At 65.2% G+C, this 21,904-nt stretch carries 27 protein-coding genes, 1 tRNA gene and 1 pseudogene; 14 read left to right on the forward strand and 15 right to left on the reverse strand.

The genetic code is table 11. The annotated features are described in order from the left end of the window. Positions 1-98: 98 nt before the first annotated feature. The 4 genes from SPHI_RS01225 to dcd all read left to right on the forward strand — a co-directional run bounded on the left by SPHI_RS01225 (position 99) and on the right by dcd (position 3,442). Entirely contained in the window at positions 99-704 is a 606-nt protein-coding gene (locus SPHI_RS01225) for an EF-hand domain-containing protein (RefSeq protein WP_076743065.1), read from the forward strand. Positions 705-779: 75 nt separating this feature from the next. Beyond that, the gene (locus tag SPHI_RS01230) at positions 780-1,499 is read left to right on the forward strand and encodes a response regulator (protein ID WP_076743229.1); all 720 of its coding nucleotides are present in this window, start codon (positions 780-782) and stop codon (positions 1,497-1,499) included. Between the two features lie 11 nt (positions 1,500-1,510). Beyond that, positions 1,511-2,830 carry a sensor histidine kinase gene (locus tag SPHI_RS01235; protein ID WP_076743066.1) on the forward strand — a complete coding sequence of 440 codons (1,320 nt, stop codon included), beginning with the start codon at positions 1,511-1,513 and terminating at the stop codon, positions 2,828-2,830. Between the two features lie 57 nt (positions 2,831-2,887). Next, positions 2,888-3,442 carry a dCTP deaminase gene (gene dcd, locus SPHI_RS01240; protein WP_076743067.1) on the forward strand — a complete coding sequence of 185 codons (555 nt, stop codon included), beginning with the start codon at positions 2,888-2,890 and terminating at the stop codon, positions 3,440-3,442. A 78-nt stretch (positions 3,443-3,520) separates the two neighbouring features. On the opposite strand, the gene SPHI_RS01245 is transcribed toward dcd, so the two are convergent. The 5 genes from SPHI_RS01245 to SPHI_RS01265 form a co-directional block, all read right to left on the reverse strand. Next, positions 3,521-3,868 (reverse strand): tetratricopeptide repeat protein, encoded by a 348-nt coding sequence (locus SPHI_RS01245; protein WP_076743068.1) that lies wholly within the window; start codon positions 3,866-3,868, stop codon positions 3,521-3,523. Between the two features lie 333 nt (positions 3,869-4,201). Then, a complete protein-coding gene (locus SPHI_RS01250) occupies positions 4,202-4,630 on the reverse strand; it encodes an ExbD/TolR family protein (protein WP_076743069.1) in 429 nt (142 codons plus the stop codon). A gap of 24 nt (positions 4,631-4,654) precedes the next feature. Beyond that, a complete protein-coding gene (locus tag SPHI_RS01255; protein ID WP_076743070.1) occupies positions 4,655-5,140 on the reverse strand; it encodes an ExbD/TolR family protein in 486 nt (161 codons plus the stop codon). A 92-nt stretch (positions 5,141-5,232) separates the two neighbouring features. Next, on the reverse strand, positions 5,233-6,033 hold the full coding sequence (locus SPHI_RS01260) for a MotA/TolQ/ExbB proton channel family protein (protein ID WP_076743071.1): 801 nt from the start codon (positions 6,031-6,033) through the stop codon (positions 5,233-5,235). A 44-nt stretch (positions 6,034-6,077) separates the two neighbouring features. Continuing rightward, positions 6,078-6,749 carry an energy transducer TonB gene (locus SPHI_RS01265; protein WP_076743072.1) on the reverse strand — a complete coding sequence of 224 codons (672 nt, stop codon included), beginning with the start codon at positions 6,747-6,749 and terminating at the stop codon, positions 6,078-6,080. Positions 6,750-6,991: 242 nt separating this feature from the next. On the opposite strand from SPHI_RS01265, the gene SPHI_RS01270 reads away from it, so the two are divergent. Continuing rightward, a complete protein-coding gene (locus SPHI_RS01270; protein ID WP_083719581.1) occupies positions 6,992-7,867 on the forward strand; it encodes a hypothetical protein in 876 nt (291 codons plus the stop codon). Positions 7,868-7,873: 6 nt separating this feature from the next. Here SPHI_RS01270 and SPHI_RS01275 read toward each other — a convergent pair whose 3' ends face one another. Then, the gene (locus SPHI_RS01275; RefSeq protein ID WP_076743073.1) at positions 7,874-8,245 is read right to left on the reverse strand and encodes a dihydroneopterin aldolase; all 372 of its coding nucleotides are present in this window, start codon (positions 8,243-8,245) and stop codon (positions 7,874-7,876) included. A 100-nt stretch (positions 8,246-8,345) separates the two neighbouring features. Between SPHI_RS01275 and SPHI_RS01280 the strand changes: the two genes are divergently transcribed. Genes SPHI_RS01280 through SPHI_RS01295 form a run of 4 tightly spaced genes read left to right on the forward strand, consistent with a single transcriptional unit; the run spans position 8,346 to position 11,249 of the window. Further along, positions 8,346-8,846: a GNAT family N-acetyltransferase gene (locus SPHI_RS01280; RefSeq protein ID WP_076743074.1), complete on the forward strand. Its 501-nt coding sequence runs from the start codon at positions 8,346-8,348 to the stop codon at positions 8,844-8,846. Positions 8,847-8,884: 38 nt separating this feature from the next. Further along, positions 8,885-9,472 carry a DUF1285 domain-containing protein gene (locus SPHI_RS01285; RefSeq protein ID WP_076743075.1) on the forward strand — a complete coding sequence of 196 codons (588 nt, stop codon included), beginning with the start codon at positions 8,885-8,887 and terminating at the stop codon, positions 9,470-9,472. Beyond that, a complete protein-coding gene (locus SPHI_RS01290) occupies positions 9,469-10,071 on the forward strand; it encodes a CoA pyrophosphatase (protein ID WP_076743076.1) in 603 nt (200 codons plus the stop codon). The genes SPHI_RS01285 and SPHI_RS01290 overlap by 4 nt, the downstream gene beginning before the upstream one ends. Beyond that, positions 10,071-11,249 carry a CCA tRNA nucleotidyltransferase gene (locus SPHI_RS01295; RefSeq protein WP_408640465.1) on the forward strand — a complete coding sequence of 393 codons (1,179 nt, stop codon included), beginning with the start codon at positions 10,071-10,073 and terminating at the stop codon, positions 11,247-11,249. The genes SPHI_RS01290 and SPHI_RS01295 overlap by 1 nt, the downstream gene beginning before the upstream one ends. Here SPHI_RS01295 and SPHI_RS01300 read toward each other — a convergent pair. Together SPHI_RS01300 and parC are read right to left on the reverse strand one after the other, a co-directional pair. Beyond that, positions 11,219-12,898 carry a putative bifunctional diguanylate cyclase/phosphodiesterase gene (locus SPHI_RS01300; protein WP_198927793.1) on the reverse strand — a complete coding sequence of 560 codons (1,680 nt, stop codon included), beginning with the start codon at positions 12,896-12,898 and terminating at the stop codon, positions 11,219-11,221. The genes SPHI_RS01295 and SPHI_RS01300 overlap by 31 nt on opposite strands. Positions 12,899-12,978: 80 nt before the next feature. Further along, positions 12,979-15,234 (reverse strand): DNA topoisomerase IV subunit A, encoded by a 2,256-nt coding sequence (parC, locus tag SPHI_RS01305; RefSeq protein WP_076743078.1) that lies wholly within the window; start codon positions 15,232-15,234, stop codon positions 12,979-12,981. A 376-nt stretch (positions 15,235-15,610) separates the two neighbouring features. Here parC and purC point away from each other — a divergent pair, with 376 nt between their 5' ends. From purC to purQ, 3 genes are read left to right on the forward strand one after another with little or no spacing between them, the layout of a single operon-like run. Next, the gene (gene purC, locus SPHI_RS01310; RefSeq protein WP_076743079.1) at positions 15,611-16,390 is read left to right on the forward strand and encodes a phosphoribosylaminoimidazolesuccinocarboxamide synthase; all 780 of its coding nucleotides are present in this window, start codon (positions 15,611-15,613) and stop codon (positions 16,388-16,390) included. Between the two features lie 51 nt (positions 16,391-16,441). Beyond that, a complete protein-coding gene (gene purS, locus SPHI_RS01315) occupies positions 16,442-16,672 on the forward strand; it encodes a phosphoribosylformylglycinamidine synthase subunit PurS (protein ID WP_076743080.1) in 231 nt (76 codons plus the stop codon). Then, positions 16,669-17,334 (forward strand): phosphoribosylformylglycinamidine synthase subunit PurQ, encoded by a 666-nt coding sequence (purQ, locus tag SPHI_RS01320; RefSeq protein ID WP_076743081.1) that lies wholly within the window; start codon positions 16,669-16,671, stop codon positions 17,332-17,334. The genes purS and purQ overlap by 4 nt, the downstream gene beginning before the upstream one ends. Before the next feature lie 4 nt (positions 17,335-17,338). On the opposite strand, the gene SPHI_RS01325 is transcribed toward purQ, so the two are convergent. Further along, complete coding sequence (locus SPHI_RS01325; protein WP_076743082.1) at positions 17,339-18,079, reverse strand: queuosine precursor transporter; 741 nt, start codon at positions 18,077-18,079, stop codon at positions 17,339-17,341. A 59-nt stretch (positions 18,080-18,138) separates the two neighbouring features. Here SPHI_RS01325 and SPHI_RS01330 point away from each other — a divergent pair. Continuing rightward, positions 18,139-18,215 (forward strand) — tRNA-Arg (locus SPHI_RS01330). Positions 18,216-18,241: 26 nt separating this feature from the next. On the opposite strand, the gene SPHI_RS01335 is transcribed toward SPHI_RS01330, so the two are convergent. The 5 genes and pseudogenes from SPHI_RS01335 to SPHI_RS15440 form a co-directional block, all read right to left on the reverse strand. Beyond that, on the reverse strand, positions 18,242-18,670 hold the full coding sequence (locus tag SPHI_RS01335; protein WP_076743083.1) for a DUF1178 family protein: 429 nt from the start codon (positions 18,668-18,670) through the stop codon (positions 18,242-18,244). Beyond that, positions 18,667-19,491: a carbon-nitrogen hydrolase family protein gene (locus SPHI_RS01340; RefSeq protein ID WP_076743084.1), complete on the reverse strand. Its 825-nt coding sequence runs from the start codon at positions 19,489-19,491 to the stop codon at positions 18,667-18,669. The genes SPHI_RS01335 and SPHI_RS01340 overlap by 4 nt, the downstream gene beginning before the upstream one ends. Continuing rightward, entirely contained in the window at positions 19,488-19,751 is a 264-nt protein-coding gene (grxC, locus tag SPHI_RS01345) for a glutaredoxin 3 (RefSeq protein ID WP_076743085.1), read from the reverse strand. Before grxC ends, SPHI_RS01340 begins: the two co-directional genes overlap by 4 nt. A 31-nt stretch (positions 19,752-19,782) precedes the next feature. Next, complete coding sequence (locus SPHI_RS01350; protein WP_332888898.1) at positions 19,783-20,292, reverse strand: ComF family protein; 510 nt, start codon at positions 20,290-20,292, stop codon at positions 19,783-19,785. Between the two features lie 72 nt (positions 20,293-20,364). Continuing rightward, positions 20,365-20,508, reverse strand: a pseudogene (locus SPHI_RS15440) (double zinc ribbon domain-containing protein); the annotation flags it as partial. Positions 20,509-20,554: 46 nt separating this feature from the next. On the opposite strand from SPHI_RS15440, the gene SPHI_RS01355 reads away from it, so the two are divergent. Then, complete coding sequence (locus SPHI_RS01355) at positions 20,555-21,391, forward strand: class I SAM-dependent methyltransferase (RefSeq protein WP_076743087.1); 837 nt, start codon at positions 20,555-20,557, stop codon at positions 21,389-21,391. A 3-nt stretch (positions 21,392-21,394) separates the two neighbouring features. Here SPHI_RS01355 and SPHI_RS01360 read toward each other — a convergent pair whose 3' ends face one another. After that, complete coding sequence (locus SPHI_RS01360) at positions 21,395-21,784, reverse strand: MerC domain-containing protein (protein ID WP_076743088.1); 390 nt, start codon at positions 21,782-21,784, stop codon at positions 21,395-21,397. Positions 21,785-21,904 lie beyond the last annotated feature (120 nt).

A 21,904-nucleotide genomic window follows, 5' to 3' on the forward strand; every position in this document is an offset into this window, starting at 1 on the left:
CACTTCTGCCCGGCCGCGGCACACGCCTGCGACACGGCCGTTTCATAAGGCATCTCATCCGCGGGGATGATCCCCGGTTCGACAAGGACATGCCACCTATGAAACGCCTGATTATGATCGCTGCGCTTGCCGCCACCGGCATCGCCGGCGTCGCCGGCGTCGCCGCCGCGCAGACCCCGGCCCCCGCTGCAACCGTCAAGCGTGGTCCAGGCGCTGCGGACACGAACGGCGATGGCGTGGTCACGCGGGCCGAAGCAATCGCCGCGGGGGACGCGCTCTTTGCCCGGCTCGATCGCAACAATGACGGCAAGATTTCTGCCGACGAACGCCCCGGCCGCCGTGGTGCGAACAAAACCGACATGACGCGGGAGCAATTCCGCGAAAGCGCGTTGAAGCGTTTCGAGCGGGCGGACGCCAACAAGGATGGCCAGATCGACCGAGCCGAGCGTCAGGCGCTGCGCAGCAAGCGACGCGGGCATCGTGGTGGGCATGGCAGCGGCTTGGGTATGATGATGCGCGCCGATGCGAACCGCGACGGCACCCTCACCAAGGCAGAAGCGACCGCTGCGGCATCCGCCATGTTTGACCGGTTCGATACCAATCGCGATGGCCGCATCGACCCGACCGAGCAAGACGCGGCGCGCGACCAGATGAAGATGCGCCGTGATGCGCGGAAGGTCGCTCCGGCAGGCGGCGTGCGCTGATCCACTGTCGGGCGCCGGGCGGATGTCTCCGCCCGGCGCTTCCCGCGGGAGCCTGACATGCTAGATGCGGATCTTATGTCCGATACGCCTCATCTCCTGCTCGTCGACGACGAGCGTTCTATCCGCGAGCCGTTGGCACAATATCTTACCAAGCAAGGCTTTCGCGTCACGCAAGTCGCCGATGCCGAGGCCGCGCGCACGCGGCTTGGCGCCTATGCAATCGATCTGGTGGTGCTCGACATCATGATGCCCGGCGAGGATGGCCTAAGCCTTTGCCGCTACATCCGGGCGACCAGCGACGTGCCCGTCATCCTGCTCACCGCGCGTACCGAGGAAACCGATCGCATCGTCGGGCTCGAAATGGGCGCTGACGATTATGTAGTGAAGCCCTTTTCACCGCGCGAACTCGCAGCGAGGATCAAGGTCGTGCTGCGCCGGCTTCAAACCGGCGGCGCCCGGCAGCACGCGCCGGAGGCGGGCGCCTATGCCTTCGCGGGCTGGGTGCTGAAAACAGGCGAACGCACACTGGTGGATCGCGAGAGCGTGGCGGTGCCGCTGTCGACTGGCGAGTATAATCTTCTTCATGCGCTGGTGACGCGGCCGCGTCAGGTGCTCACCCGCGACCAGTTGCTCGACCTGACGCAAGGCCGTGAGGCGGCGGCGTTTGATCGCGCGATCGACAATCAGGTCAGCCGCCTGCGCAAGAAGATCGAGCCCGACCCGAAGAACCCCCAACTCATCAAAACGGTGTGGGGCGGCGGCTATACGCTGGCGTCCGAAGTCACCCGGCTCTGAAGACGATTATCATGAGGCTACCCTACCCGAAGAGTCTCACAGGGCAGCTCGCGCTCCTCCTCGCTCTGGCGCTATTCGCCGCTCAGGCGATCAATCTCGCACTGATCCTGCGGGAGCGCGCCGCCTTCCGCGTCGCACAGGCCGCCCGTCCGGCCGCGGTTCGCATCGCCGACGCGCTCGACCATGCCGACGAGCGTCGACTCGGCAGTGAGCGCGGTCGGGTTCGTCGCCGCTCGTCCAATCCCATTCCCACCGATCTTCAGCGTCTGCCGGAGGTTGCTGCGGAACTCCGCAAACAGTTGAGCGAGCTGGGCGTCGCCTCCGGACGGATCGACACCGGCATCCGCCCACTCGAACAGCATCCCCACCGGCGCAAACGCGAACGTGCCGTCCGCCCCGCCGACACGCTGATGATCGCCGTCCAACAGCCAGACGGCAGCTGGATCACCACGAACGGACCGTGGCCGCGGAACGACAACCGCATCTTCTGGGCGCTGTTCGGCCAGACACTGATCATCTACGTTCTGATCCTTCTGCCAGTACTGTGGCTCACCCGTCGCATCTCCCGCCCGCTGCGCGGCCTTGCAGGCGCAGCCCGCGATTTCACTCCGGGAACCGCCCCGCGCGAGCTTCCGGTTGAAGGCCCGAGCGACGTGCGCGACGTGATCGCCGCCTTCAACGCGCTGGTTCGCCGGGTTTCCGTCATGCTGGAGGAGAAGGACCGCATGCTTGGCGCGATCGGACACGATCTGCGCACCCCCCTCGCTGCCCTGCGCGTCCGAATCGAATCGGTCGAGGACGATCACGATCGAGCGCGCATGGCTGACACGATCGAAGAGATGAGCCGTACGCTTGACGACATCCTCTCACTGGCGCGGTTGGGCCGCCCGAGCGAGCCGGCAACCGACGTCGATCTCGCTGCGTTGGTCGATGCAGTGGTGGAGGACTTTCGCGATCTCGGCGCCGACGTCACATTTCACGAAGCCGCGCGGTTGCCGATCCATCTGCGCCCCACGTTGTTCCGGCGCGCGGTGCGTAACCTCATTGAGAACGCCGTCAAATATGCCGGCGGGGCGAACGTCGCCATTGATGCTGGGCCGCATCACGTGCAGGTCTCGGTCGCAGATCGTGGGCCGGGAATCCCGGCAGACCGGCTGGAAGCAGTGTTCGATCCCTTCACTCGCTTGGAAGAATCGCGCAACCGCGACACAGGAGGCATAGGCCTGGGCCTGGCGCTTGCGCGCGCAATCGTCCACGATGCCGGCGGCGATATTGCGCTTACCAACCGCGCCGGCGGCGGCCTGATCGCCACCATCACCTTGCCGCGCTGACGCTGCTGGCGATTGCCGGGCTTGCCAGCCGGTCCCGCTGCGGCGAGGAAGCCTGCCATGTCGATTCTCTCGGACCGCTGGATTCGCGAACACGCCCTGGCCAACGGCATGATCGAGCCGTTTGTCGAAGCACAGCGGCGTGACGGCTGCATCAGCTACGGCCTTAGCTCCTATGGCTATGACGCGCGTGTCGCCGACGAGTTCAAGATCTTCACCAACGTCGATTCGGCGACAGTCGATCCGAAGGATTTCGCCGCGAACAGTTTCGTCGATCGCAAGACGGACGTGTGCATCATTCCGCCCAACAGCTTCGCGCTGGCGCGAACGGTGGAGTATTTCCGAGTCCCCCGCGACGTGCTGGTGATCTGTCTTGGCAAGTCGACCTATGCGCGATGCGGAATCATCGTCAACGTGACCCCGCTCGAACCCGAGTGGGAGGGGCATGTCACGCTGGAATTCTCCAACACCACGCCCCTTCCCGCCAAGATCTACGCCAATGAAGGCGCGTGCCAGTTCCTGTTCCTGCAAGGCAATGAGCCGTGCGAGACCAGCTATGCCGACCGTGCCGGCAAATACATGCGCCAGCGCGGAGTGACCTTACCTCGTCTGTAGCAGTAGCCCGACCGCGGCTAACGCACCTCGCCGCAACGCCATGGCAACGGCGGTAGATCCGGCCGCTGCCTGAGTCGTTCAACGGCCCGCCAACGCTACTGGTGCGAGGCTGTCGAGGCCACGCTGGGCTACGACGTGCGACGATGCCGCTCCCCCATCAGGCAATGCCATTTCAACTGGCTCGCTCGCCAGCGCTGCCCGATAGAGCGAAGCCGCCTCCGAAACGCGGCCGGTCCGCGCATAAACCGTACCCAGGTTGATCATCAGCTCAGGGCGATGCGGGAAGATACGACGCTCGTTGACGAGCGTCTTCTCGGCCGCCGTGTAATCACCCGCCGCAATCGCCTGATAACCCGTGCGATCACCGGCAAGCGCCGGGGCTGCGAAAGTGCCGGCGGCCAAAGCGAACATGATCATGGTGCGCATATCCGTCTCCTATTCATGACAGCGACGTTACTTGGTCATTACCGTTTTGTGACACCGGTATGTCACTTTGGAGACATAGATGCAACCCTGTGTGGGGCGCTGCTCACGGGCACTCCACCTGACTTGCGATCCGTGCTCGGCACCTCAGCGTAGCGACGCCCGAAGTTCATCAATGCGATCACACGATCGCTCGAGTCGCCAGCGCATGAAAACACGCCAGCGGCGTGCGCCGGCCTCCCACAGTCGTACCTGCGCCGGGGCTCTCCGCCAGCGCGGGCAAAAAAAAGGCGGCCCCGAAGGACCGCCTGGCAGACATTCCGCTCGCTCGCGCGATCAGAACTCCTTGTAATATTGCTCGTTGCCGATGAAGCCGAGCTTGGTGATGCTCGACCGCTTGATCACCGCCAGCGTCTTATCGACGGTGTCGTAGCGAACCGTCGGATCGGGCTGAAAGTGCAACTCGGGCTCCGGGTTCATCGCCGCCGCGACGTCGAGGTACTGGCGAAGCCGCACCTCATCTACCGGCGCACCGTTCCAGCTGACGGTGCCATCGGCCGCGATGGTGATCTTGTTCTTCTGCGGATCGACCGGAGGCCGAGTCGCATTCGGATCATTCACCGGCAGATCGACCTTCACCGCGTGGGTTTGGATCGGGATGGTGATGATGAACATGATGAGAAGAACGAGCATGACGTCGATCAACGGCGTCGTGTTCATCTCCATCATCGGCTCGCCATCGTCCTTGCCGCCACTCATTGCCATATCGAATACTCCTGGTGGCTGTGCTTACAGACGCGCGACGCCCGAGCCTGGCGGCGGTTCGGAGATGAAGCCGACGCGTGCGAAGCCCGCCATCTGCATGTTGTAGATCGCACCCGCCACACACTTCCACGGCACGTTCACGTCCCCGCGAACATGGGCTTCGGGCAGTTCGAGGCCGGGGGCGTTGACGCCGCCCTGGCGTTCGATCTCGGTCTTCAGCTTGGCCACCGCGCGATCGAGCAGTTCCTGCTGAGTCACCTGAGTCATTCCCCAGTAAACCGCACAGGCACCGTCCGGCGTGGTGGTGATCGAGAGGGAAACGTTCTCGGGCTTGGTCGTGGTCGGATCGAAGCGTACGCTGGGCAGCTTGACCGGCACCGACTGGATCACGACCGGAATCGCGATCAGGAAGATGATGAGGAGCACCAGCATGACGTCCACGAGAGGCGTCGTGTTGATGTCCGACATCGGGGTTTCAGAGGCGGAGTCTCCACCAACGCTCATCGCCATAAGTCAGGCTATCCTATATCTTCGTCCCCGCCCGGTGATCCGGCCGGGGAAAGGTCACGGGGCCACCACCATGGCAACCCCGTTGTCCCCCATTACGAGCGGGTCTGCACGCCGCCGGTCTGGCCGGCCGTCGTGGTCGCCGCCGGCTTTGCCGCCACCGGCTTCGTGGCCGCGCCAGCCGCGGCCGGACGGACGGCACCGTTCGAGGCGAGATAGCCCAGCACGTCGTTCGAGAAGGCCGACAGGTCTTCCGCGATCGACTTGTTGCGGCGCTGGAGCCAGTTGTAGGCAAGCACCGCCGGCACCGCGACCGCGAGGCCGAGGGCGGTCATGATCAGCGCCTCACCGACCGGACCTGCCACTGCGTCGATCGACGCCTGGCCGGCCGAGCCGATCTTGATGAGTGCGCGGTAGATGCCGATAACCGTGCCGAACAGGCCGATGAACGGTGCGGTCGCGCCGACGGTGGCGAGGAACGCGAGGCCCGTGCCGAGCTTCGAGTTGATCATCGCTTCCGAACGGGCGAGCGAACCGTGCAGCCAGTCATGCGCCTCGACCGGATCGGTCAGCTTGCCGTGCTGGTCCTGCGCCTGCAGGCCGTCGTCGACGATCTGCTTGTAGGCCGAGTTCTTCTCCAGCTTCGCCGAGCCTTCACGCAGCGAGTTCGACGTCCAGAACGAGGAGCGCACGCGCTTCGACTGGTTGATGATCTTCTGCTGTTCGAAGAGCTTGGTGAACATGATGTAGAACGAGACGACCGACATCAGCACGAGGATGCCGAACACGGACTGGGCGATGATGCCGCCCTGCTCGAGTGCAGCACCGAGACCGTACGGGTTCTCGCCGCCGTGCGCAGCCGGATCAGCGGCTGCTGCGAGGATGGTGGTGATCATTCGATGTATTTCCCTCTGAAAAGCGCGATTCTTTTAAGTCTGGATCAGTCCTGAGGCAGGCGCCACACGACTCGCCGCGTTTGGGTGGTCGAGATCGGATTTCCTGCCGCATCCACCGCTGGCGTATACCGGCCACGGCGCGTCAGCGCGCGGCAGGCTGCCTGATCGAGCGCGTTCGAACCGCTCGACTGGGTCACGACACAATTCTCGACGCGGCCCTGCGTGTTGATCGTCCACTTGATCACGCTCGTGCCTTCTTCCTCGGCACGGATCGAGCTGGGCGGATAATCGTCGTTGGTAATCCAGTCAGCAGGATTGCCCTTTGCACCAGCCGCCTTGCTGACCACCGGCGGAGCCGGCGGAGCGGGCGGAGCCGGGGCAGGCGCAGGCGGCGCAACCGGCGTCGGAATGTAAACCGGCGGCGGCGTTGGCACGGTGGCAATCGTCACCGGCGGCGCAGGCGTAGTCACGATGGGCGGCGGCGCCACTACGGGCGGCGGCGTCATCGGAACGTCTGGCGGCGGGGGCGGCGGCTCATCCGGCGGCGGGGGCGGTGGTTCCTCAACGTCGAACGTATTCAGCTTCTCCGACACCTTTTTCACGTATTGGAACGCGAGGCCGGTGACGAAGGCGTAGCCGAGAGCAGCATGGACGAGCGCCACGATCACAATCGCGACGACCTTGCTCCCGCTCATCTTCTGGTCAGAGTAGGCCATTCAGCAAAAGCACTCCCTAATCCCTATGGCCCAAAGGGGCCGGGCGGCCTGCCACGGCTTCCGCAAGGCGGAAATGGGCGTGCCGATCCGTCGGCAGGGGCTAAACGGAACCCCTGCACGGAGCTAGTCCTAACTCGCGCCTTAACGACACGCAAACGCTTTGTCGGACGCAACAAACGTACAATCGACATGCGGCAGATTTATTTCTGTATCAGCAGCAGAGGATCGCATAACGCCACGGCATGGCCGTTCGAACATTTAATACCGCCGCGCTCCTCCTGACGATCGCCGCTCCGGCGCTTCTTTGCCAGCCGCGCGACGCCGCCGCTCAACAGGTGGCCGGGGCTCCCGCGAACAGCGCCGCATCACCATACCCATTTGCCGAAATCGTTGATCTGGTGACGGGCAGCCCGATCGTGCTCGATGCGACGATCACCTCCACCGTGCGGATCAAGGGCGCGGAAGCCGCAAATGTGCCCCCCAACACCGTGCGTTATTATGTCGAGGCGGATGTCACCGCGCTGATCCGCGGACCTGGCGCCATTCCGCCGCGGATCGGCTATGTCCTCGATGCTCCGCTCGGGCCCAACGGCCGCCAGCCCAAGTATCGCAAGGCGCGCGTGCTGCTTTTCGCCCGCCCCGTGCCCGGCAGCGCGACCCAACTCCAGCTGATCGGGCCCGAGGCGCAGCGTGGATGGACGGCCGAGCTCGACGCGTTGACCCGCCGAATCACGGCGGAGGTTCTGGCGCCTGACGCGCCGCCCATCGTCACGGGCGTTGGCAACGCCTTTCACGTGCCCGGCTCCTTACCCGGCGAAGGCGAAACTCAGATATTCCTGACGACGCGCGACAGGCGCCCAGTGTCGCTTTCCATTCTGCGGCGCCCCGGCGAACAACCCCGCTGGGCGGTCGCCTTGTCGGAGATCGTCGACGATGCGGCGGGGCCGCCGCAGCGCGACACGCTCCTCTGGTATCGGCTCGCCTGCGCGCTGCCCCCCGCGCTGCCGGCGCGCGCCACCCAGGCGCTCGAACCCGACAATGCGGCGGTCGCGCAAGAGGATTATCGTTTCGTTCTGGAACAATTGGGGCCGTGCCGGCGCACCGCGCCGGCCGGCTGAGCGCCGTCAGCGACGGTGGCGGACCAGGGTGATCCCGATCGATTCGCCCTGTTCCGCGATCGCCAGCTTGACGATCTTCACCTTGACCCGTCGCACCCGCTCATCCTGCAGAAACAGGGTTTCGGCGATATGATCGGCAACCGCTTCGACCAAGGTGAAGTGGACGCCCGGCGGCAGCGCGTCGGTTGCGGCATGCTTCAGGTGCATGTAGTTCTTTGAGGCGGACAGCGGCGTGTCGGGCGCGAAACGCGCCGGCGCATCCAGCAAAACGGATAGCGAGATTCGCAGCGGCTGCGGCAGGTGCGTTTCTTCTGAATAGATGCCGGTAAGCACCGGCACTTCCAGATCATGCACTTCGAGTTCAAGCATGTCTTCCACGGCGCGCCTTTAGCGCCGACGTGGTTCCCGCGCCATGCCACTTGCGTTCACACAGCCACTCGGTAGAGCGCGCCACCCGATCGGCGGGGCGGAGGTGGCGATGATCCAGATGATCGGGCTGGAACAGGTGGATGGCGCGTTGGTCGAGCAATTGCTCGACCGTGCTTTCGGCCCTGACCGCCACGGCCGCACCGCCTATCGCCTGCGCGAGGGGGTTCCCGCGCTCACCGGCCCAAGTCTCGCCGCCGTAGAGGATGACCGGCTGCTCGGCACGATTCAGCTCTGGCCGGTGCTGTTCAGCGGCGATGACGGGCGACGCGTACCGCTGGTGCTGGTCGGACCGGTCGCTGTGCAGCCGGAGCGGCAAGGCGACGGAATCGGCCGGCTCCTCGTCGCCGAGGCTTTGGCGCGCTTGCCCCGTGAACCTGCGATGTTGATCGGCGACCCTGAATATTACGGCCGCTTTTTCGGGTTCAGCGCGGATCGAACTGCTGCCTGGCGCCTCCCTGGGCCCGTGGAACGCCGTAGGTTGCTGGCCCGTGGCGAAGGCGTGCCCGGAGGCGCCGGCACGATCGGGCCGCGCATCGCCGCGCCCACCTGATCTTTACCACGCGCCTCTCCTTCCCTACCTCTCACATCATGCCAATGGCGCCCCCACCCGATTTCGATACGCTGACGATCGCCGACATCGGCCGCCTTGCGGAGGCCGATCGCCTGCCGCCAGTCGAGCGCTGGCACCCCGATCATTGCGGCCCGAGCGACATGCGGATTGCGCGTGACGGCACCTGGTTCCACCAGGGCACACCGATCGGCCGACCCGCGATGGTGCGTGCGTTCAGCCGAATCCTGCGCCGCGAGCCGGATGGCGGCTATGTGCTCGTCACTCCCGTCGAAAAGCTCGACATCGAGGTCGAGGACGCGCCGTTCGTTGCCGTGGAGCTGAAGGTCGAGGGTGAGGGTCAGAACGCCCGTCTCGCCTTCCGCCTCAACACCGGCGATCTGGTGACCGCCTCGGCCGATCACCCGCTGCGATTCGACGAGCATGACGACGGGCCACGCCCGTATGTTCACGTGCGCGGCGCGATCGGCAATGGTCTGGAGGCCCTGATCGCGCGCTCCGTTTATTACGAGCTCGCCAACCTGGCATTGTCCGCTGACTGCGACACGCCCGGCGTTTGGAGCGCCGGCACTTTCTTCCCGATCGCGCCGTCCCCGGCCGGTACATGACGTCCTTGGCAGACCGGCTCAGCCGGGCGCTGACCGAGGGCATGGCGCAGCAGACGATTCTTCTCGCCGGGGACCATGGCGATGTGGCGCTTGCCGCCGAAGGCAGCCTGAAGCCCGCCGCGGTGCTGGTGCCCGTCACCGATCGTCCCAATCCCGGCGTGATCCTCACCCGGCGTACCGAGACGCTGCGCAACCATGCCGGCCAAGTCGCTTTCCCAGGCGGGCGACTCGACCCAGGCGAGAATAACATCATGGCGGCGCTTCGCGAGGCGAACGAGGAGATCGCCCTGCCCGCTTGCGCCGTTACTGTGGTGGGCGAGGCCGATCGCTATCGCACCGGCACCGGCTACACGGTGACGCCCGTGGTCGGCGTGATCCCGCCGGACCTTGTCCTTCACCCCTCAGAGGCGGAGGTGGCGAGCGTGTTCGAAGTCCCGCTCGACTTCCTGCTGGACCGGGCCAATCACGTCGAGGCGCGCATGCAATGGCAGGGCCGGGAGCGCCGCTACTACGAGATCATGTGGGACGAGTACCGCATCTGGGGCGCAACCGCCGCGATGATCGTCAATCTCGCCCGGCGGCTGCAATGGAGCGCGTAATGCTGCCATTGGCCGCGTGGCGCGATCGTCCCGGCCTCCACCGCCTCGCCGCCGCGCTCGGTGCCGATCAGGGCGAAGCACGCTATGTCGGCGGCGCGGTGCGCGACACGTTGCTCGGGCTCCCGGTCGCCGACATCGACATCGCCACTGGCCATTCGCCGCAGGAGGTGGTCGCACGGCTCGAGGCTGCGGGGATCAAAGCGATCCCGACGGGCATCGCGCACGGCACGATCACCGCCATTTCGTCCGGCACAGTGGTGGAAGTCACCACCTTGCGCCGCGACGTCACCACGGATGGCCGCCATGCCACCGTCGCCTTCACCGACGATTGGCAGGAGGACGCGGCCCGGCGCGACTTTACCATGAACGCGCTCTACGCCGACCCGCTGGACGGCGCGGTGTACGATTGGTTCGGCGGCATGGACGACCTCGCCGCCAGGCGGGTGCGCTTCATCGGCGATCCCTATCGGCGCATCGCCGAGGATCACCTGCGGATCCTGCGCTTCTTCCGTTTCCACGCGCGCTTCGGCGATGCAATCGATGAAGCCGGGCTAGACGCCTGCGCCGATCGCGCCAACGATCTGATGGCGCTTTCACGCGAGCGGATCGCGGCGGAGCTGCTCAAGCTGCTCGTGGCCCGGCGCGCCGTTCCGGTTGTGGCGCTGATGGTCGAGCGCGGCATCCTGCGACCCGTCCTGCCCGAGATCGCCGACGTCCCGGCCTTGGAAGCGCTCGCCGATCGCGAAGCACAAGCCGGCATCCCCCCCGACGCGATCCGCCGCCTTGCCGCGCTGATCCCACGCGCGTCGGCCGAAACGGTCGGCGCGCGGCTCCGCTTGTCCAACACCGATCGCAAGCGCCTGATCGCCGCGACCGAGGGTCCCGGCGATGAGGGCCCGCGCGCGCTCGCCTATCGTGTCGGGCCGCAGATCGCGACCGACCGCCTGCTCATCGCCGGCGCATCACTGCAAGACCTCGAAGGCTGGACTCCACCCCGCCTGCCCATCAGCGGCGGCGATCTGGTCGCGCGCGGCATCGAACGCGGACCGGAAGTCGCCCGTGCGCTGCGAGCCGTTGAAAGCCGCTGGCTCGCAGAGGATTTCCCCGATACCGTCCGCGTCGCTACCATTGCAGACGAGGTTACCGCTCAGCTATTGCGCGCCACCAGCAATTCATAGGCTGCGTCGGCACTGAGCGGGGCGGCATAGGCATAGCCCTGGCCATAGGTACAGCCCAGCGCCGCCAGCGTCTGCGCCACATCGTGCGTCTCGATCCCCTCGGCCACCGTCTCCATGCCCAATGTCGTGGCCAGGCTGAGGATCGCGCGCACGATTGCGATCTTGTCCCGATCCGCCATCATGCCCGTGACGAAGCTGCGATCGATCTTGAGGATGTCGATGGGCAGCTTCTGGAGATAGGCCAGGTTGGAATAGCCGGTGCCGAAATCATCCATCGCGATTGTCGCGCCCGTCGCCTTCAGCGCGCGCAGCGTTTCGGCGTTGCCGTCGGGGTCGGCGATCAGCGCGCTCTCGGTCAGTTCCAGCTTAAGCCGTTCGCCGGCGAGCCCATGTGTTGCCAGCGCGCTGGCAACGATTGGCGCCAGGCAATCTCGTTGCAGCTGGATTGGCGAAATGTTGACCGCCATCTGAACGGTGCTGCTGAAACGCCGGTCCCACACCGCCAACGTCCGCAATGCCTCGTCGATTGCCCAGCGCCCCAGCGGCACGATCAGGCCCGATTCCTCCGCCACTGGGATGAACGCGCTCGGCGGAATATCGCGGCCGTCCTCGCCCACCCAGCGCGCCAGTGCCTCGAACGCGATCACCCGCCCGGTCGCCAGATCGCAGATCGGCTGATAGTGTAGCTGTAATTGCCCCGCGTCGATCGCGCGACGAAGCGCAGTTTCCATCGCGAACTCTTCGCGAGCCCGATCCAACGCCCGCGTTTCATAAGCTTCGGCCTGCCCGGTCTCCTTTGAACGGCGCACCGCGAACTGGGCGTGCCGGATCACATCCTCGGCATCGCCGATCGTGTCGGCGCCAAACGCCATGCCGATGGCGCAGGAGACGCGGATCTCGAAATCGCTCAGCCGGAATGGCGTGGAGAGCACCTTGCGGATGCGCCGTGCAACCTGATCCGCCTCCTCGCGGTCCGAGTCCACCGCCAGCAGCACGCCGAACTCGTCCCCACCGATCCGCCCGAGCACGTCGCTGGCGCGCAGCGATCCCTTGATCCGCCGCGCGACGGTGATCAGCATCTCGTCGCCCGCCATGCTGCCAAGACAGGAATTCACCCTGCCGAAGCGATCGAGATCGATCACCAGCACCGCATAATTCGTCAGCCCGGCGGCGATCCGCGCCTCCAGCCGGTCCCCGAATCCGGCACGGTTGGGCAGCCCGGTGAGGCTGTCGGTGGTCATCTCGCGGCGAAGGCTTGCCTCCGTGCGCATCTCGCCGGTCTGGTCGATCAGGGTCACCAGACAGCGCCGCCGTCCGCGCATGCCGATGCGCGACAATCTTACGTCGAACCAGCGCTGCTCCACCGAATCGCCGACCTGCCATGGCATTTGGTCACGCAGGCTGCTTCCGTCCAGAAAGGCCGCGATTCGCTCACCGAGATCACGGGACAAAGCGGACGTCGTGGCTTCGGTGCCGAGCCTGAGCAGGCGAAACACGGCATTAGGCAGTTCGAAGATCAGCTCGCCATGATCCACGCCGACAACTACCGCCGCGATTGGCAGCAACTCGAGCGCCCCCTCCGCGGCCGTGTGTCCGGCAGCAACAAGGGGAGAGTCATGAACCAGGACAGGTGCGGCGACCGAAGGCATTGCATTGCCGGTAAAGCAAGCCAGGTTAAGTTTGGTTAAACCCGGACCGCCGGTGCCGATCGGCCCATCCGACATGCCCGTCAGGCGAAGCGGTTGTCCCGCGGGAAGCCGGTCGGCGGCATCCGTCCTGCCGCACCGCGCGCCGTGCGCCACGGCGACAGATCGGCCTCGGTCCGTGTTCGTCCGGTGCCCCCGCCCATTGGCCAACTCAGCCCTTCGGCGAACTTGAAGGTGATCGCATCGCTCAGCCCGCCGTCGCGATAGCGCTGGAGCTGCGATCCTTGTCCTCGCGTCATTTCGGGCAGCTCGGCAAGTGGAAATACCACCATTTTGCGATTGTCGCCTATTGCCGCGACATAATCATCCTCGACGGAAACCGGCCGGACCACTGCAAGCTTCGCGCCCGGTCGCGGAGTCACGACATTCTTGCCCTTTCGCGTCTCAGCGATGACTTCGTTCACCGGCACGATGAAACCGCGCCCGTCGCTCGCCGCGACCAGCAACTTGCTATCGCGCTCGGCTTTGAGCAGCCGGACAATGCCGACATTCCCCTCAAGGTCGATGGTCGCGCGCACCGGCTCGCCGAAGCCGCGCCCGCCGGGCAGCTTGTCCGCCCCTAAAGTGTAGAACCGCCCATTCTCGGCCGCGAGCAACAGCTTGTCGGTAGTCTGCGCATGAAAGGCGAACGCCGGCCCATCGCCCTCCTTGAACTTCAGCGTCTCGGCGGAGGCAAGATCGACATGGCCTTTCATCGCGCGCACCCAGCCGCGCTGCGACAGGATCACGGTGATCGGCTCCCGCTCGATCATCGCCTCCAGCGGGATGTCACGCGCGGGCGCCGCTTCCTCCAGCGTTGATCGTCGCTTGCCCAACGTCGTGTCCGGGCCATAGCGATCGCGGATCTTTTCCAGATCCTTCTTCATTCGCGTCCGCTGCCGCTGGTCGGAACCGAGCAGCAGCTGAAGGCTCGCCTGCTCCTTCTCCAGCGCGGCCTGCTCGCGCTTCAGCTCCATTTCCTCCAGCCGCCGCAAGCTGCGAAGCCGCATGTTGAGGATTGCCTCGGCCTGCCGGTCGGTCAGGTCGAACTCGGCCATCATCACCGCCTTGGGTTCATCCTCGGTGCGGATGATCTCGATTACCCGATCGAGGTTGAGAAAGGCGACGATATAGCCCTTCACCAGCTCGAGCCGGTCGGCGATCTTGGCCAGCCGATGCTCGGTGCGCCGGCGAAGCACCACGAACTGATGCTCCACCCACGCGGACAGCGCCTGAGCCAGGCTCATCACCCGCGGCGTGCGCTGCGCGTCGAGCACGTTGAGGTTCAAGGGCACCCGCACTTCCAGGTCGGACAACCGATACAGCCCGTCCATCAACACTTGGGGATCAACCGTGCGGCTGCGCGGCTCCAGCACCAGCCGGATCTCGGCATCGGATTCATCCCGAACATCGGCCAGGATCGGGAACTTCTTGTCGTTCACCAGCCCAGCAATCTGCTCGATCAGCTTGCCCTTCTGCACGCCATAAGGGATCTCGCTGACGACGATCTGCCAGCCACCGCCCTTCTCGCGCTCCACGCTCCAGCGACAGCGCACGCGAAAAGCGCCGCGCCCGGTGGCATAAGCCTCGCGGATGATCGCCGGCGGGTCGACCAGGAGGCCGCCCGTGGGAAAGTCCGGTCCTTGGACGAAGACGAGCGGATCGGCGGCGGGATCATCGACCAATGCGATGGCGGCGTCCAGCAGCTCGGCGGCGTTGTGCGGCGGGATCGACGTCGCCATGCCTACGGCGATGCCGCTGGCGCCGTTCGCCAGCAGATTGGGAAACAGGCCCGGGAACAGCTCAGGCTCCTGCTCCTCGCCATTATAGGTCGGACGGAACGCAACCGCGTCCTCGTCCAGCCCGTCCATCAGGTCGATCGCGACCTGCGTCAGCCGCGCCTCGGTGTACCGGTATGCGGCGGCGTTATCCCCGTCGATGTTGCCGAAATTGCCCTGTCCATCGACCAGCGGATAACGGAGCGCAAAATCCTGTGCGAGCCGCACCATCGCGTCATAGACTGATTGGTCGCCGTGCGGGTGGTATTTGCCAATGACGTCGCCGACAACGCGCGCACACTTCTTATACCCCTGCGTGGGATCGAGCCGCAGCAGCCGCATTGCCCAAAGAAGACGCCGGTGAACGGGCTTAAGGCCATCGCGAACATCGGGCAGCGACCGCGCAGTGATCGTCGAAAGCGCATAGACGAGATACCGTTCCGACAATGCGGAATCGAACGGCGCATCGAACACCCCGATGGGCGGATTGTCGGGCGGCAGCACGGTCGCGTCAGTCGGCATGGGCTGCGTGCTAGCAGGCAGGAGCCATGTTCCACAACCGTTCCGCCCGCTGTCCTACATGCGACGAGCGTGTCACACGCCACACCCGTCGTGCAGCCTTCGAGCCGAAGGTCCTCTTATTCAGCCTGCGTGCGAGACAACGCGGCTTTGGATCAGCCTCGGCTGACGGAGGCGCAGAGTTCCACGCCTCAACATTCGCGCAAAACCGCGCCAGCGTCTCAACTTCCTCAACATTCGATTGCAGAACCTGCAACTCACCGCGTCCGTGGGCATGATTGCACCCCCGTCTCCGTTACCCTATACGCCGTGCCGATTCCCGCCCCGGCCGCGCCGATCTCGTCGCGTCGCCGGGGCTATCCATTTCAGGGGTGATGCGATGGCGCGGCGCCGGCAGATCTACGAAGGCAAGGCAAAGATCCTCTACGAGGGTCCCGAACCCGGCACCTTGATCCAATATTTCAAGGATGATGCCACCGCCTTCAATGCCCAGAAAAAGGGCACGATCAACGGCAAGGGCGTGCTCAACAACCGGATTTCCGAGCATATCTTCACCCTGCTCGGCAACATCGGCGTGCCGACGCACTTCATCCGGCGCCTCAACATGCGCGAGCAGTTGATCCGCCAGGTCGAGATCGTGCCGATCGAGGTGATCGTCCGCAACGTCGCCGCCGGCTCGCTCAGCAAGCGGCTGGGGATCGAGGAAGGCACGCAGCTGCCGCGCACGATCCTCGAATATTGCTACAAGGACGATGCGCTCGGCGATCCGATGATCTCGGACGAGCATATCGCCGCCTTCGGCTGGGCCAGCCAGGAGGAGATGCACGACATCGCCGATCTCGCGATCCGCGTGAACGATTTCCTCTCCGGCCTGTTCGCCGGCATCGGCATCCGCCTGGTCGACTTCAAGCTCGAGTTCGGCCGCATTTGGGACAACGACTACGGCCGCATCATCCTGGCGGACGAGATCAGCCCGGACGGCTGTCGCCTGTGGGACATGCAGACCAACGAGAAGCTCGACAAGGATCGCTTCCGTCGTGACTTAGGCGGCGAGGTCGAGGCCTATCAGGAAGTCGCGCGTCGGCTGGGCCTGTTGCCGGAGGGCGGGGAAACCGCCGTCCTCGACATGGCCGAGCATCGCGAAAAACGCGGCAAGTGACCATCGCCGGATCGGTTGCGATCCGGCCCGGCATCGAATAGCGGACACACCATGAAGCTGCGCATCCATGTCACGCTGAAGCCTGGCGTTCTTGATCCCCAGGGCAAGGCCATCGAACACGCCCTTTCCGGCCTCGGCTTTGCCGGGGTCGAGGGCGCTCGCGTCGGCAAGCTGATCGAACTCGACCTTGCCGACACAGTGGACGATGCCCAGATCGATGCCATGTGCCGTCAGCTCCTCGCCAATACGGTGATCGAAAATTACCGGATCGAGCGCGCATGAAGACGGCCGTTGTCGTCTTCCCCGGCTCCAACTGCGATCGCGACTTGGCCGTCGCGTTGGAAGGCGTGACCGGTACTAAACCGATCATGGTCTGGCACCGCGAGACGGAGCTGCCTGTGGGGCTTGGCCTGATCGCGGTTCCGGGCGGGTTCTCCTATGGCGATTATCTGCGCTCTGGTGCCCTGGCGGCGCGCTCACCGATCATGCGAGCGGTGGCGGACAAGGCTGCCGGTGGGATGCCGGTGTTCGGCGTCTGCAACGGCTTTCAGGTGCTGACCGAAGCCGGTTTGCTGCCGGGGGCGCTGATGCGGAACGCCGGTCTCGATTTCGTCTGCCGCGATGTCGCGCTGACGGTCGATAACAGCCAAAGCGCCTTCACCAGCCGCTATGCTGCCGGTGAGACGATCAAGGTTCCGGTAGCGCACCACGACGGCAATTACGTCGCCGATCAGGAAACGCTCGATCGCCTCGAAGGCGAAGGCCGGGTCGCATTCCGTTACGGCGAGGAGGTCAACGGATCGGCACGTCGAATTGCGGGCATTCTCAACGATGCCGGCAATGTCCTTGGCATGATGCCGCACCCCGAACGCCGGATTGAGGGCGCACACGGCGGCACCGACGGACGCCGGTTGTTCGAAGGGCTGCTGGAGATCGCAGGCTGACGGCTCAGACCTTTGCGCCGAACGGCGTGAAATCCGTGCCGTCGTCGAACACATCCAGCCCCTCGGCGCGCTTCAGCCAGCCCACCACGATATAAGTCACCGGCGTCAACAGCGCTTCCCAGGCCACCTTGAGCGCCCATTGCGTGAACAACACGGTAATAACGAGCCCGGTCGGCCAGCCCTCTGCCCCTAGAAAGGCAAGTGGGTAGAAGATCAAACTGTCGATCCCTTGCCCCGCGATGGTCGATCCAATGGTCCGCATCCACAAATGGCGCCCGCCGGTCGCAAGCTTCATCCGCGCAAGCACATAGGAATTGACGAACTCGCCCGCCCAAAAGGCGCACATGCTCGCGAAGACGATCCGCGGCACCTGCCCGAACACCGATTCGTACGCCTCCTGGTTGGTCCAGTCAGGCGCTGGCGGCAGCGCGACAACCACCCACGCCATCGCCGCCATGAACATCGTGGCACCAAAGCCTGCCCAGATCACCCGCCGCGCCCGTGCGTAGCCATAGACTTCGGTCAGCACGTCACCGATCACGTAACTGACGGGGAAAAACAGAATGCCCGCGCCAAACGGCCAGTACCCAACGCCCGGCAGCCAAATTTGCGCTACCTTACCAGCGCCGAGTACATTCGACAGCAGCAGCACGGCCACGAACGCCGCCATCACGAAATCATAATAGCGCAAACTGTGACCGCGCAGCGCGTTGGCAGCGACGCGGCTCGGCGTAACATCGACCATGCCCTGATCATGGCAACGGTTTCGCTACGCCGCAATCCGCGCTAACGCACCGACTGTGCGCGCCCGTAGCTCAGTTGGATAGAGCACGAGCCTTCTAAGCTTGGGGCCGCTGGTTCGAATCCAGCCGGGCGCGCCATTTGCTACCTTCTGCTGAGCGGCTGGTCAGTTCGCTTCCTCCGGCGGAACAACAGGCAGCGGCAGCGGCGTGATTGGAACGCCCTCTTCAGCCAGCGCCTTGGCTTCAGCGGCGGTGGCTTGACCGTGGATCACCTCCTGCGCCTGTTCCCCGAGGTGCATGGAGCGGGCTTCGGCAGCGAAGCCTCTGCCAACCCAGCGCGATCCTTTCAATGCCCGGCTCTGCGCCGCCGCTAGTGCCTGGAGTGCGGCCTTCACGGTTTCAGGTCCGAGCGCCGGACGGCTGTTGCCCTTCGCGGCGACGTTAGGAGCCATCACCGCCTTCTCGACCGTGGTCGCACCGCACATGGGACAGCCAACCAAGCCACGATCGCGCTGCTCCGCATAGGCAGCGGAAGAGGCGAACCACGATTCGAAGACGTGGCCCTCACCACAACGCAAATCGAAAACGATCATGCTGCGACGCTGATCGGCGGGCTCGGGCGACGATGAGCGATCACGGGGATACGTTGGCGAACCTCTTCAACGCGGGCCGGATCGACTTCGACAAATGATAGCCCGGGGGCCTCCCCCATGTCGCACATGATTTCGCCCCAGGGATCAACAGCGAGCGCGTGACCATAAGTCTCGCGCCCGTCCGCGTGGCGGCCGGTCTGAGCCGCGGCAATCACAAAGGCGGCGCACTCGATTGCGCGGGCACGCAGCAACACGTGCCAGTGCGCCGCGCCGGTCGGCCGCGTGAAGGCCGCGGGAACGGCGAGGATCGTTGCGCCAGCGCTGGTGAGCACGCGGTAAAGATCGGGGAATCGCAGGTCATAGCAGATCGATAAACCGAGCAGGCCAAGTGGCGTTTCTACCACCACCGCCGCCTCGCCGCCGGCATAGGCCCCCGACTCGCGCCAGCTTTCGCCAGTCGGTAAATCGACGTCGAACAGGTGAACCTTGTCGTAGCGCGCGCGGATCGCGCCCGATCCGTCGATCACAAAGCCGCGGTTCGCCAACCGTCCGTCATCACGCCGCAGCGCCAGGCTGCCGAGATGAACCCACAGGCCGGTGCGGGCAGCGGCCTCCCGCACGGCCGCGAGCACTTGATCATTCTCTTCCCGCTGGATGGAAGCTGCACCACGCGTACGATCGCGATCGAGCAGCCCGGACATTTCGGGCGTGAACAGCATCGTCGCCCCGTCGGCCGCGGCAACCCCCACCGCTTCAACGAGCATGCGGGCGTTGACAGCGGGATCGATCCCGCTGGTCATTTGCAGGATCGCCGCCTTCATGGCGTGGCGGCGAGCATCGCGGCGAGTTTGCCCGCACCTTCCAGGGCGGCCAAGTCATCCGAACCGCCGACATGGCGGCCATCAATGAAGATCTGCGGCACGGTGGTGCGACCGCCTGCACGATCGATCATTTCGGCCCGCTTTTCCCCGCCCAGCGTGATGTCAAATTCGGTCGGCTTGACCCCCTTGCTGGCGAGCAATTGCTTGGCGCGCACGCAATAAGGGCACCACGCCTTGGTGTAGATTTCAACCTGTGCCATCGTACTGACGTGTGGACGGAACGCCCGAATGTCAATCGGCTGCACCGTCGATCACGCGCGCCCAGCACAGGAGCGACACGCTTGCGGCGCCGCCTGCCCGCAGCACCGACACGCAGGCTCCGGTGGTTGCGCCGCTGGTGTAAACATCGTCGACCAACACGATACGGCGGCCAGCAATGCGCGCGCAGCCCGCTGATGTCACGGCGAACGCGCCCGCTACTGCGCGGCGACGGCCGTCCTTACCCAACCCTTTCAGTACGGGCGTCGCCCGGCGGCGGACCAGCAAATCGCTGGCCCAAGCCACCCCGCTCGCTCGAGACAGTGACGCGGCGATTAAGCCGGCCTGGTTGTACCCGCGCGACCACAGACGCCACCGGTGGAGTGGCACCGGCAGCAACAGCTCCGCATCGCGGGGCAAGTGACGCATCATCAACCGCGCCGCGGTATCGGCAAAGGCGGCTCGCCCGCCATATTTCAGCCGAAGCACCACGTCGCGTGCGACGCGCCCGTAGGCGACCGCCGCATTTACCCCCGCGTGCATCGGCGGACTCGCAAGACACGCGCCGCAAAGAGAATCATCTTCCCGGTCGTGAGGAAACGGCGTGTGGCAGCCCGGGCACCAAGGCGGCCCGAGAAAGCGGAGCGACGCCCAGCAAGACCCGCAGAAGCGATGATCGCTGTCGGTTATCGCACCGCATGCCGCGCAGCGGGGCGGCAAGGCCAGGCCAATCATCGGTTGGAGCAGCGCCGCGAGCATCGCTTATGCTTGTCGCGCCGACCCGACGCGCGCACAAGCCGCCCTCATGACCGCACCGGAAATTTTCGATCGTGCCGCCCGTCGCCAGCGCCGGAACCGCGCAGTGCCGACCTATGCCGCCCACGACTTCATTCACGAGGCAATGCTCGACGGTATTGCGGAACGACTAGCAAGCGTGAAGCGTAGCTTCGCCGACGTGCTCGACCTCGGCAGTTTCGACGGCCGATTCGCGGCGCCGGAAGGTGCGCGGGTCGCTAGTCTGGATGCAGGCCTTGATTTTGCGCGCGCGGCGGGCGGCGTGCAGGGCGACGAGGATCGCCTGCCGTTTGCCGACGGCTCATTCGACCTTGTCGTAAGCGCCGGCGTGCTTGACCAGGTCAATGACGTGCCCGGTGCGCTCACGCTCGCGCGACGAGTACTACGCCCCGACGGGCTTTTTCTGGGCGCATTCCTTGGCGGAGGATCCCTCTCCTCCCTCCGCAGCGCGCTACGAGAGGCGGAGGGGGATCGGCCGGTGGCGCGCCTTCATCCGCAGATCGACGTGCGATCCGCCGGTGACCTGCTGATGCGTGCCGGCTTCGCGCTGCCGGTGGCGGACGCAGAAACGTTACGAGTTCGCTATGGCAGCATCGGTCGGTTATTCGATGATCTACGCGGCATGGCGGCGAGTAACGTGCTGGCCGAGCGGCGGCCGCTCGCACGCGAGACGCTCGCCCGCCTCGCTGCCGCCTTCGCCGGTGCGGCCGATCCGGACGGCCGAACGACCGAGCGGTTCGAGATCATCTTCCTGACCGGCTGGGCGCCTTCGCCCGATCAACCGCAACCGGCGCGGCGCGGCAGCGCAACTGCCTCGCTGGCGGCAGCATTACGCGAGACAAAATGATCGTCAAGCGTCGGCGCGTCGGTTCAGGTCATGCCCCAGAGCAAGGATGCCGACGCCTACGATCGTCCAGAACGCTTCGCCAGCATGACCCAGCCCCGTGTCATGCGGCAGCGTCATCGCCCCCGCCATGATGCCGAGCCCCAGCGACCCCACCGCGAGAGGCCAGAGATAACCGTGCTGCAACGCGCCGCGGCCCAAGCCCATGGCGCCTAGACCGATCGCGAGAACGAGACCAACTTCGTGGAAGATCGGGTCGACTAGCAGTCCGCTAAAGGCCGACAACACGGCAATCAGCACGGCGCTGGCGACGCAGTGAACCACGCAAAGCCCCGACACGACAATCGCCAGCCGATCGAGTCGCGAGGTGTTGGCGGGGTGGAACAACGTTGCCATCGAAACGGCATGTAGCGACGCACTCGCGAGGATACAACGTTACATATCGATAATCGTTCGACAAGGCTGTCGCTCGGCATTGCCGAGGTGGCGCCGGACTCCTACAGAACCACATGCTCA

Origin of the sequence: Sphingomonas jeddahensis, assembly GCF_001981525.1 — a bacterium.
Taxonomy (GTDB): Bacteria; Pseudomonadota; Alphaproteobacteria; order Sphingomonadales; family Sphingomonadaceae; genus Sphingomonas; species Sphingomonas jeddahensis.

Excerpts from the sequence above, each read along its gene's own strand:
- SPHI_RS01225 (WP_076743065.1), top strand. The coding sequence starts at position 99 with ATGAAACGCCTGATTATGATCGCTGCGCTTGCCGCCACCGGCATCGCC.
- SPHI_RS01230 (WP_076743229.1), top strand. The coding sequence starts at position 780 with ATGTCCGATACGCCTCATCTCCTGCTCGTCGACGACGAGCGTTCTATC.
- SPHI_RS01235 (WP_076743066.1), top strand. The coding sequence starts at position 1,511 with ATGAGGCTACCCTACCCGAAGAGTCTCACAGGGCAGCTCGCGCTCCTC.
- dcd (WP_076743067.1), top strand. The coding sequence starts at position 2,888 with ATGTCGATTCTCTCGGACCGCTGGATTCGCGAACACGCCCTGGCCAAC.
- SPHI_RS01245 (WP_076743068.1), bottom strand. The coding sequence starts at position 3,868 with ATGCGCACCATGATCATGTTCGCTTTGGCCGCCGGCACTTTCGCAGCC.
- SPHI_RS01250 (WP_076743069.1), bottom strand. The coding sequence starts at position 4,630 with ATGGCAATGAGTGGCGGCAAGGACGATGGCGAGCCGATGATGGAGATG.
- SPHI_RS01255 (WP_076743070.1), bottom strand. The coding sequence starts at position 5,140 with ATGGCGATGAGCGTTGGTGGAGACTCCGCCTCTGAAACCCCGATGTCG.
- SPHI_RS01260 (WP_076743071.1), bottom strand. The coding sequence starts at position 6,033 with ATGATCACCACCATCCTCGCAGCAGCCGCTGATCCGGCTGCGCACGGC.
- SPHI_RS01265 (WP_076743072.1), bottom strand. The coding sequence starts at position 6,749 with ATGGCCTACTCTGACCAGAAGATGAGCGGGAGCAAGGTCGTCGCGATT.
- SPHI_RS01270 (WP_083719581.1), top strand. The coding sequence starts at position 6,992 with ATGGCCGTTCGAACATTTAATACCGCCGCGCTCCTCCTGACGATCGCC.
- SPHI_RS01280 (WP_076743074.1), top strand. The coding sequence starts at position 8,346 with ATGATCCAGATGATCGGGCTGGAACAGGTGGATGGCGCGTTGGTCGAG.
- SPHI_RS01285 (WP_076743075.1), top strand. The coding sequence starts at position 8,885 with ATGCCAATGGCGCCCCCACCCGATTTCGATACGCTGACGATCGCCGAC.
- SPHI_RS01290 (WP_076743076.1), top strand. The coding sequence starts at position 9,469 with ATGACGTCCTTGGCAGACCGGCTCAGCCGGGCGCTGACCGAGGGCATG.
- SPHI_RS01295 (WP_408640465.1), top strand. The coding sequence starts at position 10,071 with ATGCTGCCATTGGCCGCGTGGCGCGATCGTCCCGGCCTCCACCGCCTC.
- SPHI_RS01300 (WP_198927793.1), bottom strand. The coding sequence starts at position 12,898 with ATGCCTTCGGTCGCCGCACCTGTCCTGGTTCATGACTCTCCCCTTGTT.
- parC (WP_076743078.1), bottom strand. The coding sequence starts at position 15,234 with ATGCCGACTGACGCGACCGTGCTGCCGCCCGACAATCCGCCCATCGGG.
- purC (WP_076743079.1), top strand. The coding sequence starts at position 15,611 with ATGGCGCGGCGCCGGCAGATCTACGAAGGCAAGGCAAAGATCCTCTAC.
- purS (WP_076743080.1), top strand. The coding sequence starts at position 16,442 with ATGAAGCTGCGCATCCATGTCACGCTGAAGCCTGGCGTTCTTGATCCC.
- purQ (WP_076743081.1), top strand. The coding sequence starts at position 16,669 with ATGAAGACGGCCGTTGTCGTCTTCCCCGGCTCCAACTGCGATCGCGAC.
- SPHI_RS01325 (WP_076743082.1), bottom strand. The coding sequence starts at position 18,079 with ATGGTCGATGTTACGCCGAGCCGCGTCGCTGCCAACGCGCTGCGCGGT.
- SPHI_RS01335 (WP_076743083.1), bottom strand. The coding sequence starts at position 18,670 with ATGATCGTTTTCGATTTGCGTTGTGGTGAGGGCCACGTCTTCGAATCG.
- SPHI_RS01340 (WP_076743084.1), bottom strand. The coding sequence starts at position 19,491 with ATGAAGGCGGCGATCCTGCAAATGACCAGCGGGATCGATCCCGCTGTC.
- grxC (WP_076743085.1), bottom strand. The coding sequence starts at position 19,751 with ATGGCACAGGTTGAAATCTACACCAAGGCGTGGTGCCCTTATTGCGTG.
- SPHI_RS01350 (WP_332888898.1), bottom strand. The coding sequence starts at position 20,292 with ATGCACGCGGGGGTAAATGCGGCGGTCGCCTACGGGCGCGTCGCACGC.
- SPHI_RS01355 (WP_076743087.1), top strand. The coding sequence starts at position 20,555 with ATGACCGCACCGGAAATTTTCGATCGTGCCGCCCGTCGCCAGCGCCGG.
- SPHI_RS01360 (WP_076743088.1), bottom strand. The coding sequence starts at position 21,784 with ATGGCAACGTTGTTCCACCCCGCCAACACCTCGCGACTCGATCGGCTG.